Source organism: Catonella sp., from assembly GCF_052169795.1.
GTDB lineage: Bacteria > Bacillota > Clostridia > Lachnospirales > Lachnospiraceae > Catonella.
The window spans coordinates 59856-74223 of the sequence record NZ_JBQNBU010000002.1; the positions used below are offsets into that span (position 1 = coordinate 59856).

General features: G+C 34.4%; 13 protein-coding genes. 4 read left to right on the top strand and 9 right to left on the bottom strand.

The annotated features are described in order from the left end of the window. Positions 1–35 precede the first annotated feature (35 nt). The 6 genes from ACTTKP_RS00625 to ACTTKP_RS00650 all read right to left on the bottom strand — a co-directional run bounded on the left by ACTTKP_RS00625 (position 36) and on the right by ACTTKP_RS00650 (position 8293). A complete protein-coding gene (locus tag ACTTKP_RS00625) occupies positions 36–1931 on the bottom strand; it encodes a hypothetical protein (RefSeq protein ID WP_442551969.1) in 1896 nt (631 codons plus the stop codon). 260 nt (positions 1932–2191) lie between these two features. Then, a complete protein-coding gene (locus ACTTKP_RS00630) occupies positions 2192–3235 on the bottom strand; it encodes a hypothetical protein (protein WP_442551970.1) in 1044 nt (347 codons plus the stop codon). 107 nt (positions 3236–3342) lie between these two features. Beyond that, positions 3343–3912, bottom strand: coding sequence for a hypothetical protein (locus ACTTKP_RS00635; protein WP_442551971.1), 570 nt, complete (start codon positions 3910–3912; stop codon positions 3343–3345). A gap of 39 nt (positions 3913–3951) precedes the next feature. Then, positions 3952–4710, bottom strand: a complete 759-nt coding sequence (locus tag ACTTKP_RS00640; protein WP_442551972.1) for a hypothetical protein — start codon at positions 4708–4710, stop codon at positions 3952–3954. Between the two features lie 116 nt (positions 4711–4826). Then, positions 4827–7685 carry an AAA family ATPase gene (locus tag ACTTKP_RS00645; protein ID WP_442551973.1) on the bottom strand — a complete coding sequence of 953 codons (2859 nt, stop codon included), beginning with the start codon at positions 7683–7685 and terminating at the stop codon, positions 4827–4829. 470 nt (positions 7686–8155) lie between these two features. Beyond that, positions 8156–8293 carry a hypothetical protein gene (locus tag ACTTKP_RS00650; protein ID WP_442551974.1) on the bottom strand — a complete coding sequence of 46 codons (138 nt, stop codon included), beginning with the start codon at positions 8291–8293 and terminating at the stop codon, positions 8156–8158. A gap of 211 nt (positions 8294–8504) precedes the next feature. Here ACTTKP_RS00650 and ACTTKP_RS00655 point away from each other — a divergent pair, with 211 nt between their 5' ends. Continuing rightward, on the top strand, positions 8505–8984 hold the full coding sequence (locus ACTTKP_RS00655; protein ID WP_442551975.1) for a DNA-deoxyinosine glycosylase: 480 nt from the start codon (positions 8505–8507) through the stop codon (positions 8982–8984). Positions 8985–8992: 8 nt separating this feature from the next. Here the strand turns inward: ACTTKP_RS00655 and ACTTKP_RS00660 are convergent, their stop codons facing one another. Continuing rightward, on the bottom strand, positions 8993–9892 hold the full coding sequence (locus ACTTKP_RS00660; protein WP_442551976.1) for an Rpn family recombination-promoting nuclease/putative transposase: 900 nt from the start codon (positions 9890–9892) through the stop codon (positions 8993–8995). A 225-nt stretch (positions 9893–10117) separates the two neighbouring features. Here ACTTKP_RS00660 and ACTTKP_RS00665 point away from each other — a divergent pair, with 225 nt between their 5' ends. Further along, on the top strand, positions 10118–10255 hold the full coding sequence (locus tag ACTTKP_RS00665) for a hypothetical protein (protein ID WP_442551977.1): 138 nt from the start codon (positions 10118–10120) through the stop codon (positions 10253–10255). Here the strand turns inward: ACTTKP_RS00665 and lepA are convergent. Next, the gene (gene lepA, locus ACTTKP_RS00670) at positions 10233–12050 is read right to left on the bottom strand and encodes a translation elongation factor 4 (protein WP_442551978.1); all 1818 of its coding nucleotides are present in this window, start codon (positions 12048–12050) and stop codon (positions 10233–10235) included. The two genes, ACTTKP_RS00665 and lepA, sit on opposite strands and share 23 nt — an antisense overlap. Positions 12051–12261: 211 nt before the next feature. Here lepA and rpsT point away from each other — a divergent pair, with 211 nt between their 5' ends. Then, positions 12262–12525, top strand: a complete 264-nt coding sequence (gene rpsT, locus ACTTKP_RS00675; RefSeq protein WP_442551979.1) for a 30S ribosomal protein S20 — start codon at positions 12262–12264, stop codon at positions 12523–12525. A 184-nt stretch (positions 12526–12709) separates the two neighbouring features. On the opposite strand, the gene ACTTKP_RS00680 is transcribed toward rpsT, so the two are convergent. Beyond that, a complete protein-coding gene (locus ACTTKP_RS00680; protein WP_442551980.1) occupies positions 12710–13588 on the bottom strand; it encodes a phosphoribosylaminoimidazolesuccinocarboxamide synthase in 879 nt (292 codons plus the stop codon). Between the two features lie 245 nt (positions 13589–13833). Between ACTTKP_RS00680 and ACTTKP_RS00685 the strand changes: the two genes are divergently transcribed. Next, the coding region (locus ACTTKP_RS00685; RefSeq protein WP_442551981.1) for a restriction endonuclease at positions 13834–14368 on the top strand (535 nt) is incomplete at its 3' end.

The window sequence follows — 14368 nt, forward strand, 5'->3', positions numbered from 1 at the left end:
ATTCAATATTATAGTCTTGAAATACTTTAGACACATTACTCTAGTGGTATGGAATTAAGTATCAGTCTACCTTTTCTATACTCACTCCATACTACCTTATTATTGTAAATAATTGGAGCTTCATCTGCTATTTTCATATCTTCCAGAGTTTTTATTTCAGAAAGCTTATTTCCATTTTCATCAACAATCAGATATTGTAATACACTTTTATCACTTTTAAGATTTAACTGATTCCAAATAAGCATGATTCTTGTTTCATCAAGCTTCACCATCTTAGGTGCAGTATAGGTAGTATTTTTATCTAAAGTATAATCTGTATATTTATTTTCAACCACCTCTAAGGTATTTTTATCTAGAGAATAAAGCACCACATCTCTTTTATCTACATCTTTACCTGTAATATCAAAACTATCAAAGCCTGTTGCTTTTGAATAGTCAATCCTATTCACTCCGACAAGCACTTTATTTGCTGTATGTAAAGCAGATCCGATAGAAACTCCGGTTTGATTTGCTCCCCTTTCTCCCGGAATATTAAGTATTTCTTTAGTTTTCGAAAGCGAAAACATATCCCAGTCTATCATAGCGTACAATCCATCTTTTACTGTATATCTTTTTTCAGGTTCCAAAGCTTCCGTCCTTATCCAACTAACCTTTATACCCCTTGGAAAACCATCACCATGGTCTACCACTATAAATTCATTTCCGTCAGCCATAGCAAACTGATTGAAATCATGGCTGGCATGATTTCTCTGAAAGTCACCTAAATCGTCTGCATTAAGTAATGACATGGTATATTCATTAAACGCTATGGTAAGCTGACTCTGATGTCCGTCATATCTTTGTCTTGAAGTATGTATGAGTATTGTCTGTCCTATCTCTGCACACCTTAAAGAACCTGCAGCAAACGGATATACTGTATATGCTCCATTTACGGAAACACTGCCAAGTTCATTAAATTCCCTGTCAAATTTAACTATCCTTACTACTTCTTTACCGTCATTCTTTTCTTCATTATTGTTTCCAAAAATAAGGTAATTGTACTCCTCACCCTTGTAAAAGCCACCAAACTTTTCACCTTGATATGGCAGTTCCTTTATTTCAAGCAAATTCCCCGATGAATCATATCTCTTTATACTTACTCTGCTATCTTCTTTTTTATCATAATCATCTATTGCTTCAACCCTTATCAAATTAGCATTTTCTTCATACAAATAGTTTTCTATTGGATGTGCCCATCTTCCGTTTATATCATAGCTCGCAATTAATGTATCCAAATCATTTGAATAGCTTTCAATTGTGGACTTATCTGATTTTAATTCCACTACATTCTCAGGCAGCTTCGTATAAAGCAAATATTTTTTCTTTGACATATCCTTTTCATAAAGCAGATCAAACTTTTCTGCCAATTCGTCAAAGTCCACATATAATATATCTACACTTGACCAAAAATAATAATACTTTACAATAAAACCTTTAACCTCTGTCTTCTTACCGTCTATATCTAGCTTTATATTTTCAAGCTTTCCATAAATGCTCTTAGGTAAATCAATATTGTTATATTTATTCTTGTTTTTTTTACCTATATTTACCTTTACTGATTTTTTCTTTGTATTTATGCTTATACCAGCCTCTTTTGTTGTTCCTTTTAAATTATTAAAAAAATCTTCTACTGAAATATATATTTTATTATTTTTACCATCTGTGTAGACTGAAGTTTCATACTTGTTCTTTCCTTCAACTATAGGCTCAAATTTCTTTAACACTTTTTTATCTTTTTTTATTTTATTTTTGACTTTTTTAGTGACTTTCTTCTTTGCATACGCCTTGATTATACTACCATCTAAAGCTCCAGCTTCTAAAGCTGATACACTAAGCCCTAAGGCAAGAATTGATGATAACAGGGCTGTTTTCACATATTTTTTTAATTTCATTTCAGGTTTTCTCCTTTTAATATTATATTTACATTGCTAAAAAACTAATCAGTTCGTTTTCAAAGAAATTTATCCTCTCATGTCCATATTTAGGATATTTTATCTGTCTTTTTCACAAACTGCCTTTTCAAATAATTTTTGCCGGATTCCATTCTGTTAATTTCATATACTTTTCGGTAATCTCTTAAGAATGGATAGAGAATTTTGGGCAGGGATTTGTGCATAGGTAGGATTTCCATTTTTCTTTCATGGCTTACTCCTTATAGTTGTTCTATCAATGCTTTTATTTCGTCAGTCTCATTACATTTTATTTTTTCGTCTTCATGTTTATCCAAATATTCCTTTAATTTTTCTAGCTCTTGCTTTACTTTATATTCTTCACAAAATTCTTGAAATTTCTCATTAAACTCTTTTTTCTGTTCAGTCAAAAAATCTCCATCTATTTGCTTTAATATCCTATAACTTCTTTTCATTATTGCTTTTGATGCTCGGTAAAAATAAAGGTTCCACACTTTTTCTACATCGTCTCCTACACTCCCCTTTTTCCCTGCAATATTTTCAACCCAGTTTTGTAAAGCATTATCATCCTTTAATTTATATACTTTATCCAAATTCAAAAACTCAAGAGCTTTTTCCATATCATCAGTTACAAAATCTTGTAAATAGTGTCCTTCAACAAATGCTTTAATCCAACTTTTTTTATCAATTCCTGTATTGTTCACTCTACCATACAACCCAATATAATATTGGTATTTTGTTTGTGCTATATCTAATTCTTTATTTACAGGACGATAGCCATAATACATAGGCCATGGCATAATATTACCCACTGTTGTTACTAAATGAAAAAACATTTTAGACAGTTCAGAAAAATTATTTTTATCACCAATATCTTCTTTATATCTTTTCAGCATAGTCGTAGAAGAATTTAGAACTTCTCCAACTATCTTTAATTCGTCCTTTAAAAGCCAAAATTCCCCATCATACTTTTCGTAACATCCTTCGTGACCATTTCTATCCATTTTAAATTTTTTATTTTTATATATATTATATTGTCTTATATAACTTTGTACTGCATAAAATCCTTTATCCAACTTACCTTCATTTTTGTCATTTTCCAAATCAGCAATTGCATCATATTTTTCTTTATTATCTTTTAATTCTGCATCTGGATCATCATCCAATTTTCCACAAAACTTATATAATTCCAATAAGCTTTTTGTAAGTTTATAATAAATATCTTTATCTTCAAATTTCTTCCATTGTTTATCTTCATCATTTTTATATATTCTCTTTTTTCCCATCTTTCTCCACCTCCATATTTTTCACATCCCCTCCATCATACCACAAAGTGAAAGAAAAAACGAGTACAAATTCCCCGTTTTCTCTCCACTCTGTTCATCAGTTAAATTTACTCAAAATTTCTTCTTTTTCTCCCCGGAACAAATCTCCTTCTTGGTTTTGGTTCAATTCTGTTATCATTTACTGATAAATCATAATGGCAAATATTTCTATTTAAAAGCTCACTTCCATCTCCCTCGTAAGCATCTGATATGATACGCACACAGGATAAAGTATAATACAGCCTTATATCCATCTCATCTCCGCCCTCTTCTACTTCCTTCAAATAAAGTTTCTCCTTTAACTGTATCAGTTCCACAAGGCTTTTAAGTGACGGTACTTTTGAACCTGCAAGATAGAAGTGGTCTAGCCTTACAAGGTCTTTAAGGAAGTCTAAATCTTTTACATTTTTGCCTTTATAAATGTAGAGCTGTGTCAGATTTTTCATCTTGCTTATAAAATCATAACTTTCTAATTCACAGTTAATTACTAGCGTCTGCACTTCCTCCGGATTTTCTATCTCTGTTTTGCTTGAAACTCTTTTTTCAGGTGCCTTGAAGTTAAAGCAGTCCCCATCATATACCCAGGGCAAACCATATCCCATATGCAAATTATCTTCTGTATCAATTAGTAAACGCATATAAGCCTCCTTTAAATATTTATCACCATCTTCACTTATTTACTTAACTTCTAAAACTAACATTGCATGGTCTGGAGTTCCTTTGCATTCACTCTTCCAGTCTTCAGGCTTTTTATCAATCCTGTCCAGATAATCCCAAGAATAGTGGGTATCTTTTACATATACATTTTTGCAAATTGCAAAATCTATTGCAACTCTGCTTTTATTATGATGAACAAAGCTCCATTTGCACGAAGCATTTTCATTAAACTGAGGCGACTTAATGCTATATCCTTCTGCAATCGGATAATCTGTCTCATTTTCTTTTACATAATTTCCCGTAAAATTAAAATCCCCTACTACTATAACATTTTCATCATCAGGTAATTCCTGTAAATATTTATTCAAGTTTTCAAACTGCTTTTTCTTAAACTCTGCATTTGCTGTCTTATCTTCTTTGTAGCCATCCACTAGAATTCTGCTTCTATATCCAATAATCGTATACTCTTTACCGCAACATACCACTTTTATCTGTAAAAAGTCTCCCATCCCATCATTAAATATTTCCTTCTTTTCAATAAGGCTATAATCTTTTTTTATTGCAATAAGAATTTCATTTCCATGCTCCTCTTCAATGCTATTATTAAATTTATAATACCCTGATAACTTGCTCAGTTTCTCTTTCCACTTTTCAGTCTTTTTAAATTCAGTAAGTACAATTATATCTGCTTCTGTCTTTTTAATCTCCTCAATCACCCAATCTTTTATTTCAGTTTCTTTGCTGGCTCTTTGATTGATATTCCATTCGATTATTTTCATATTGGTCTCCCTTCAATCTGTTTGTAGCAAAGCAAAAGAGAAAACAAGTATTTTTACCCATTTTCTCTTTACTCTGCTCATTTTTAATTTGTTATATTTTTAACATTAGGTTTTACTTAAGCACAGAACCCTATAAGCTTTCTTGTCTCAGTTTCTTCTTCCTCCGGCTCCGTTATGTCCTCCGCTTCAATCACTGTAAGCATTTCCTCAGTAATCTCATCAGGAGTCAGTCCATACAGCCTCTCAGCTATATTCATCTGCGATTCTTCAAGGATTTTTCTTATGAACCTGCCATTGCCGTAGCCCTCTTTAGTCCTTGCTTTTTTGCAGATATTTCTAAGCTTTTCCATAGCTTTTTCTGTAATAGTTATACCATTTTTTGAGGCCATGAGCTTTGCTATATCAAGAAGTTCATCCTCAGTGTAGTCATCAAATTTCACACGAAAAGCTATTCTGGAACTCATACCGGGATTCCTCTCAAGGAATTTCTCCATCGGCTTATCGTAGCCTGCAAAAATCACAACCAGTTTTTCACGCTTATTCTCCATCTCTTGTACTATGGTGTTTATAGCCTCATCGCCAAAGCCATTCTTTGCATTCTCTACAAGACTATATGCCTCATCTATGAAAAGGACTCCACCCTCAGCCTGCCTGAACTTGTCTTTGACTATTTTTGCCGTAGAGCCTACCACAGTACCTACCAGATCTGCCCTGCCACATTCTATAAACTTCCCCGAAGGCAAGACTTTCTCATCTTTTAATATCTCAGCTAAAAGCCTTGCAACTGTTGTTTTCGCCGTACCGGGGCTGCCTGTAAATGTAAGATGAAGAGCAGGTCTTGGCTGTTTTATTCCTCTTTCCCTGTAAAGTTTTCTAAGCTTAAGCCCCGCAACTGCCTTCTTTATCACAGCTTTAGCTGAGTCAAGCCCTACCATAGCTTCAAGTTCCTTCATTGCAGTACCGGGTACTCTAGCTTCTTTAAGGTTCTCACCGGGCATAAATATATCCTCTTTTTCAAGGCGAAAAAGGGCATTTTTCCCTATGTTTTCTACATTTCCCTTTTCTTTTAGCAGCCTCACTGACTGGTTCTTTATGCTGCTTTCAAAAAGATTGCGAACAAAGCGTCCATTGCCGAAGTTTTCTGTATATCTTACTTTATCAAAAATATAAGATGCTTCTTTGACAGCCTCCTCTGTCGCTGTAAAGTCCCTTTCCTTCAACATCAACTTAAATATCTCTGTAAGCTCCTCTGTCGAATAGTTTGGAAAATCCACCCAATATGGGATACGGCTCTTTAGACCTTCATTCTGTTCTAAAAACCCTTTCATTCTGCCGCTATAACCGGCTAGTATCACTATTACCTCATCTCTCCTATTTTCCATTTCCTGAAGCAAGGTTGTAGTAGCCGTCTCACCTGTAAGAGCATATGCTTCATCAATGAAAAGTACACCGCCTTTAGCCGCTTCAAAAGCCTCTCTTATAGCAAATTCACATCCCGGTCCGCTTATTCTTACCCCACTGGTCTCCACAAAAATTCCGCTCTTTATTACACCTTTTTCTTTAGCAATGCCTGCTATGCACCTAGCTACCACAGACTTGCCTGTACCCGGGTCGCCTCCAAAAATCATGTGCATTGAAGATGGCTTAAAGTTAATGCCTCTGCACTTTTTTCGTTCTGCTTCCACACGGTAAGCTGCTATTATGCTATCTATCTGCTCTTTTACTGTTTTAAGCCCTATAAGGCTCTGAAGTTTTTCATAAGCAGATTCTGCATTCTCATTTCTGTCAAGCATAAACTCCTCTTTGCCAAAGGTATAGGCTTTAATTATGTTTTTATTAAGGCACCATGCTTCAAAGCGGTCATAAGCCCTTATTATATCCGTCTGCGTAAATTTGTCGCCAGGATAATTCTCCAAATATTCTCCTGCCTGATAAGCATATTTTTTGTACTCAGAGTCTTTAATAAGGCTTTCCAGGTATTTGATTCCACCTTTCCTGTCGGCAGTTCCTTCTCTCAGGTTTACAGACATTATATATTGGGCTAATTTAGGGAGAAGATAATATGAAAAACCGGGATTATCTATATTGTAGGTGAATACAAAAAGAATATCTTTCCTATACTTTTTTACAAGCCCTTCTATATATTTGCATACTTGCGCATACTCTGTAGGGGTGTTGCCAAACCTCTCAGAAAGGTCAAAAACTATGCTGCCGCCTTTGTTAGTCTCTATTATTGTATCAAGATGGTTGTCGCGCCTCCATGCACTAGGACTTATTTCAGTTATAACAGAAACTCTCCTGCTCGTTATCCTTTTTGCCTTTAACAGGCTTTCCAAGAGCTTTTCAGTAATGCTAAAAGCTGCTTCATTGCTTCTGGCTGCAACAAAATAATGGGCTATATTCCCCTGATAATCAGAAGCATTGCTATGGAATTCTATATTCTCCAGCTCTTCTTTAAGTTTTTTATCATAGATAAAGTCTTCTTGTTCATTATTTATACGAACCAATCTTTCCTCATATCCATAATAAAATTTTTCATTTTGTTTAAGTGAACCCTCATTGTAGCTCTTTAACAGTTCGTAGATTTCATCCTGCATCCTAACGATTGACCTGTATAAACAGCCTCTTCTATCTCCTTCGTTATAAAATTCAAAGTAATCTGTCATTGTAATTTCGGATGGTGCTTCTGCTATCTCGCTTATGCCATACTCCTTTAAGCTGTTCAATATATGGCTATAAGCTTCATCATAAGAGAATTTGTTATTATCATACGAAAATGCAGCCAAAATTTTCTCTGCATTTTTTTCTTCACTATATACAAAGAAAAAAATATCATTCTCCATATTTTTATATAGCATACGATTCAATTCAAATAAAATATTATCCCTTCCGCCATAATAGTCTACATCGTTTTCTTTGGCAATTTTTTTGATTTTTTCCGAACTAGTCTCTAGTGTGATAGCGAAATATTTCATATACTGCTCCTTTCAAGGCACTTGACAAAATACAGATATATGCTATACTCTATGTAAGTTAATTTAAAATAAAGTTTAGCATATTTGTCCTTTTTCTGAGTCCTCCACATATTTAGGTGTCCAGCTGTTTTACTGACTCGGTATTTAGTTGTCAATGTGCAGTTTTGTTGTTTACAGTGTAATTATAGCACAACAAGAGAGAATCCGCAACTCTCTTATTGATATTTTTTATATTTCGGGAATATGCCTAATTATTTTTTAAATAACTGGGCTATATTTGTTTATTTTATTCAATTTATGACCGCAAAAAGTTTTTAAAAACGAACGCAAAATTTGCGACCGTTTCTACAGCCTCTATTATTTAATCACAAATATTCTCTTTTAATATCCACTTCCACATAGATATTACCTTAACTTTTATCCCCTCGTATTCAAGCTCTGTCTCTTCACTATTGAAAACTATAACTCACCTATATAGCCAGTCCTCTGTCAGGAACATAAAAATCAATTTCTGCATTATTCTCAAAATAAAATGCATTATCTACACTATATCTTCTAATCAGCTCAATTGCAACTAGGTTTTCCAGAGCGACAGTCTTACTATCCATAATCAAGAGGCCAAGCAAACCCGTATCCATTAAGCAATATTTTATATGATTCTCCCGAAAGATAATCTAATATTGTCTTATCCACAAGACAATATATAGCTATTTTTGTCTTATTCACAAGACACTTTTAATTCCCATTGCATTTTCTTGCCTCTCTTCTTTTTATCTGATATGATGTGTTATAAAAGTATTTGACACCTAGGAGGCATTTATGACAAAATACAGCTTTCCACCACTTATAAACCACTCTTCAAAAATCCTGATTCTCGGCTCTCTTCCGGGTGAAGAATCCCTTAAACAAGTTCAATATTATGCTCATCCACGCAATGCCTTCTGGAAGATTATGTTTACTGTTTTTAATGAAGCTTACAACGAAGACTACTCTTTAAAATGTGAACTTCTCCTAAAAAACCATATAGCTCTTTGGGATATGGTACATAGCGGTATTCGTGAAGGCTCCCTTGATTCCGATATTAAGAATGAAATTCCAAACGATATCGAGGGATTGTTAAATGAATATCAAGGCATTTCAACCATTCTTTTAAATGGAAAAAAGGCAGAAGCGATGTATAAAAGATATTTTAATCAAATACCTGTACATACTATCACTCTGCCTTCTACAAGCCCTGCAAATGCAAGGCTGAATTTTGAAGAAAAACTTAGTCTTTGGAAAGAGGCTTTATCTTTCTAAAGACTCTATTAGCAAATTCCATATTCCTTGTAAAGTTCATGTCTTTTTCCTTCATTTTCTAAAGCATCTTTAACAGCATCATTCTTGCCTTCTGACAATAAAAGGCTGATTAACTTTGCCAGACAATTCTCTCCTTTTTCTACACCTCTTGCTTCTGCTCTTTCAAACATAGGTTCAAAAAATTTCTCCATGGATTTCCCTCCTTCTTCACTTTCCTCTGGTATAGTTACAATTTCACCTGTAAGCTTCAAAATAAGTTCACATATTTCTTCAGGATGATTTAATTCTGTACTTTCCGAAGTATGATTACTTCCATTCACCAAATAGTCTGCCAAGAGTCTAAAGTCCTTCTTAAACTTATTTATATCATCTTCAGTCATCTTTTTCAAGTCTATCAGGTTAACCTTATAATCACTTACATACTTTGTTATTGTTCCTTCCAATTTAAGCCTTTCACACAATGTAATTTTATGCTTCCATTCTTCTTCACCATAATATATAACAAAGGTTATTACAGGAAAAATATCTGATTTTTCTTCCATAATTTCTATATTTTTAGCACTCTCAAAATTTCTTCTTTTTCTGCCGGCTTTTTCGGCTAATTGAGTTCTATAAGATGCTCCATCATACGAAAGTATCCTAAATACCATGTCTTCATCAGGTATATCCTGATTTTCAATTCCAATCAAGGAAATAACTATTCCCTGCTTTTTCCAAAGTTTTACTACATCCCTGTCCTGAAACCTGTGTCTGCTGTCATCCCCTTTATATTGGCTCCAACTTGGTACATCAAGCAATTCATCTTCTTTAACCACCTGCTCACCATCAAACATAATTCCATTAACAAAGGTCGCAAAGACATCATTAAACATTAATAGTTTCTTTTCTAAAATATCCTTCTCTCCCAATTTTTCTCCTTTCCTATTAAAAACACCAACTAAATAAAACCAATTTTTTGGATTTAACAGTTTGAAAATAATAATTTTGAAATAACAAATAATTCTTAGACTGGTATAGAGCAAAAGCTTCAAGGAATATTATAATATATTTTTTTGAAATTGTGATCAGCAAATTAGACAAACTTTTTATAATTAACTATACATAATAAACAAAATTTTAAAAAGGCAGAAGCGATGTATAAAAGATATTTTAATCAAATACCTATACATACTATCACTCTGCCTTCTACAAGCCCTGCAAATGCAAGGCTGAATTTTGAAGAAAAACTTAGTCTTTGGAAAGAGGCTATCAATCCCCTGAATCAAGCTTAAGCACACTCATAAATGCACTCTGAGGTATCTCCACATTACCTACCTCTCTCATCCTCTTCTTACCTTCCTTCTGCTTCTCAAGGAGCTTTCTCTTTCTGGAAATATCTCCGCCGTAGCACTTTGCAAGCACATCTTTACGCATAGCTCTTACAGTTTCCCTCGCAATTACTTTACTGCCGATAGCTGCCTGAATAGGAACTTCAAAGAGCTGGCGAGGAATTTCATTTTTAAGTTTCTCACACATTTTCTTAGCTCTTTCATAAGCACCTTCTTTAACTATAATAAACGAAAGGGCATCCACCGATTCTCTGTTTATAAGAATATCCATTTTTACCAGTTCGGCTTTCTGATAGCCCTTAAACTCATAGTCAAATGAAGCATAACCCCTTGAACGGGATTTAAGCGCATCAAAGAAATCGTAAATTATTTCATTTAACGGAAGGTCATACTTGATTACTACTCTTGTTTCCTCGATATAGTCCATTCCGTTATTTACACCTCGTCTTTCTTGACAAAGTTTCATAATAGAACCAAGGTACTCGGTAGTCACCATAATCTCAGCCTTAACTATAGGCTCTTCCATATAGTCAATCTCTGACGGATCAGGCAAATTGGAAGGATTGGTTATATCAAGCACTGTGCCATCTGTCTTATGAATCTTGTATACCACACTAGGTGCAGTTGCCACAAGGTCAATATCGTAATCTCTCTCAAGCCTTTCCTGAACCACATCAAGGTGAAGAAGTCCAAGAAAACCGCATCTAAAGCCAAAACCGAGAGCAACAGAGGTTTCAGGCTCAAACTGAAGAGCTGCATCATTTAGCTGTAATTTTTCAAGTGCATCCCTAAGGTCTGAATAATGTGCTCCATCAGCAGGATAAAGACCACAATACACCATAGGAAGTACTTTCTTATATCCCGGTAAAGCATCCTCACAAGGATTGTCTTTATCTGTAATTGTATCTCCAACCTTTGTCTGTCTAAGGTCTTTAATGCTCGCTGTAATATAACCAACCATACCGGCTGTAAGTTCTTCACAAGGTATGAATTGACCTGCACCAAAAGTACCTACTTCAACCACTTCTTCAATCTCACTTGACTGGAACATCTTTATCTTAGTACCCTTTTTAACAGTACCTTCCATTATCCTTGCAAAAACTATAACTCCCTTATAAGAATCATAAAGAGAATTGAAAATAAGTGCTTTCAGCTTATTCTCAGGCAAACCCTTAGGAGCCGGTACTTTTTCTACTATTGCCTCTAAAACATCTTCTATATTTAAGCCATTTTTGGCAGAAATAAGAGGGGCATCGTGAGCTTCTATGCCTATAATGTCCTCAATCTCCTCTTTTACCCTGTCAGGATCTGCACTTGGAAGATCAACCTTGTTTATAACAGGCACAACTGTAAGGTCATGCTCCAAGGCAAGATATACATTTGCAAGTGTCTGAGCCTCAACTCCCTGAGATGCATCTACTACAAGGATGGCTCCTTCGCAAGCTGCAAGACTTCTTGATACCTCATAGTTAAAGTCCACATGACCCGGAGTATCTATGAGATTAAAAATATACTCCTCACCATCTTTAGCCTTATATACTACTCTTACCGCCTGAGAACGGATGGTAATTCCCCTCTCCCTCTCAAGATCCATATTATCAAGTATCTGATCCTGCATCTCCCTCTTGGTAAGAGTTCCTGTTGCCTCTATTATTCTGTCTGCAAGGGTGGACTTACCATGGTCAATATGTGCTATTATGCAAAAATTTCTGATATTCTTTGTATTTATCTCCGACATTCTTTTCTCCATAAATATAGTATTGTTATATTCCATTTATCTGACTAATACAGATTACAGTATTTTTATAAATTTATCAAGTAAAATTCCTTAAAATCTGTTGACAATCTTCCTTTTTTGTATTAAAGTTATTTAGTGTGTTTGCGTTAAGCGTCCGTGTCCGGATTAATGAAACACTTTTTAATCTTATAATGATAATGGAGGTGTTAAATTGGCTAATATTAAATCTGCTAAGAAAAGAATTAAAGTTGCTGCAAAGAAAACTCTTAGAAATAAAATGATTACTTCTAAGGTTAAGACTCTTGTAAAGAAGGTTGTTTCTGCTGTTGCTGTAAGCGATAACGAGGCAGCTAAGGTTGCTCTTATTCCTGCAGTTGCTGCTATTGATAAGGCTGCTAATAAAGGCGTATATCATAGAAAAACAGCTTCTAGAAAGATTTCCCGTCTTACAAAGTCTGTAAATAAACTTGCGTAATTTATTATATTAAATAAAATTGCTACCATATCGTCATCAGTATGGTGGCTTTTTTCTTTTCTCTATCAATATATGACTGTTATAACATATTTACTCTACTCTTAAATCTTTTCCATTATAATAATTTTAAAGGCACTATAACAAATCTCACAGAGAAATTGCTATAATGCCCTATATTTATTGATTAGTTTTTAGAAAAATCTTTTCCGGTAAGCAGTTTAAAAGCCTCTTTATATTTTTCGATAGTTTTCTCAATCACTTCATCCGGCAATAAATAATCACTATCAGGATTTTCCTTGAGCCAGTCTCTTACAAACTGCTTATCATAAGAAGGCTGTCCTCCTCCCACTTTAAAACCTTCAAGCGGCCAGAACCTTGAACTATCCGGAGTAAGCATTTCATCTCCTATGACTATATTATCATTTTCATCAAGTCCAAACTCAAACTTTGTATCTGCTATTATAATTCCTTTAGAGAGAGCATAATCTGCACATTTTTTATAAAGAGCAATAGTTGCCTCTTTAAGTTTTAAGGCATATTCTACACCCTTCCCCGGAAATTCCTTTTCAAGCACTTCAATACTCTGTTCATAAGAAATGTTCTCATCATGAAGCCCTATCTCTGCCTTAGTACTAGGTGTATATATAGGCTCAGGCAATTTTTCAGATTCACTAAGTCCTTCTTTAAGTTTTATTCCACAGACTGTACCATTTTCTTTATAGCTTTCCCAACCGCTTCCTGTTATATATCCACGAACTATACACTCAAGCGGAAGCATACGAAGTTTTTTTACTTTCATGCTATTACCTATAAATTCAGGTTTTCTAAAATACTCCGGCATATCATTTACATCCACACTTATCATATGGTTAGGAAGAATGTCCTTTGTAAAGTCAAACCAAAACTTTGACATCAGTGTGAGGATAGCCCCCTTGTCTGATATTTTATTCTTTAATATATGGTCAAACGCAGATATTCTATCCGTTGCCACCATAATAAGGCTGTCGCCTATATCATAAACTTCCCTTATCTTTCCTTCTTTAACCGGTGTATAATCCTTCATAATCTTCATCCTTTCATAAGTAAGTTTTAATAAAACCATACTACTATAATATATCACTTATAAATACAAATATCTATATTAGCAATTATAATATTTACCTGTAGTATTTTTCACTTATTCTAATAAATTTAATTGCCATCTGTAAATTTATCTCATTTTGTTGTATTATATTATATGATAGAGGTGTCAGAAGATGAATTTTTTTCTCACTTTTATCATTATACTATTTACAAGAGGTACATAAAATGAACGATAATAAACCTACATTTAAATTCGAAATTGTATTTTTCCTTTTTGCTGCTATATTGTTAGCTTTAATCGGCATCAGATTTGGCGGGCTTACTCCCTTAAATATAGGTATCTGTGTAGCACTGTTAATCCTTGCTCCCATCCTCACGAAGATACTTGGTAAAAAATATGGTACTGAAGCAGCCGCACAACATAAAATGGATAAAATAGAAGCAATTTCTGAAGAAGAGCTTACAGCACGCATTAAGGCTCTCTACACAGGAAGAGGCTTTGCACTTGAGCCTTATTCATCGGAATTTCCTGGTAGCCACTATGTCTGTGTACGGGAAGGCACAAGGAATGGAGTGGCTTTCTCTGAAAGGGGTGCAGTCCTTGTAATATGTACAGATAAAATTATTCATATAGAAGATTTTGACAATTTTCGCCTTGAAATGAAACAGCGAGGATGTACACAGGGAATGATAATTACAACTTCCAGATTTTCTCCCGAAGTTATAGATGCTGCCAAAGATGCTTTAATTACACTTTGGA

Excerpts from the sequence above, each read along its gene's own strand:
- ACTTKP_RS00650 (WP_442551974.1), bottom strand. The coding sequence starts at position 8,293 with ATGGATAGTAAGACTGTCGCTCTGGAAAACCTAGTTGCAATTGAGCTG.
- ACTTKP_RS00640 (WP_442551972.1), bottom strand. The coding sequence starts at position 4,710 with ATGAAAATAATCGAATGGAATATCAATCAAAGAGCCAGCAAAGAAACT.
- ACTTKP_RS00665 (WP_442551977.1), top strand. The coding sequence starts at position 10,118 with ATGTATAAAAGATATTTTAATCAAATACCTATACATACTATCACTCTG.
- ACTTKP_RS00625 (WP_442551969.1), bottom strand. The coding sequence starts at position 1,931 with ATGAAATTAAAAAAATATGTGAAAACAGCCCTGTTATCATCAATTCTT.
- lepA (WP_442551978.1), bottom strand. The coding sequence starts at position 12,050 with ATGTCGGAGATAAATACAAAGAATATCAGAAATTTTTGCATAATAGCA.
- ACTTKP_RS00635 (WP_442551971.1), bottom strand. The coding sequence starts at position 3,912 with ATGCGTTTACTAATTGATACAGAAGATAATTTGCATATGGGATATGGT.
- ACTTKP_RS00680 (WP_442551980.1), bottom strand. The coding sequence starts at position 13,588 with ATGAAGGATTATACACCGGTTAAAGAAGGAAAGATAAGGGAAGTTTAT.
- ACTTKP_RS00630 (WP_442551970.1), bottom strand. The coding sequence starts at position 3,235 with ATGGGAAAAAAGAGAATATATAAAAATGATGAAGATAAACAATGGAAG.
- ACTTKP_RS00655 (WP_442551975.1), top strand. The coding sequence starts at position 8,505 with ATGACAAAATACAGCTTTCCACCACTTATAAACCACTCTTCAAAAATC.
- ACTTKP_RS00645 (WP_442551973.1), bottom strand. The coding sequence starts at position 7,685 with ATGAAATATTTCGCTATCACACTAGAGACTAGTTCGGAAAAAATCAAA.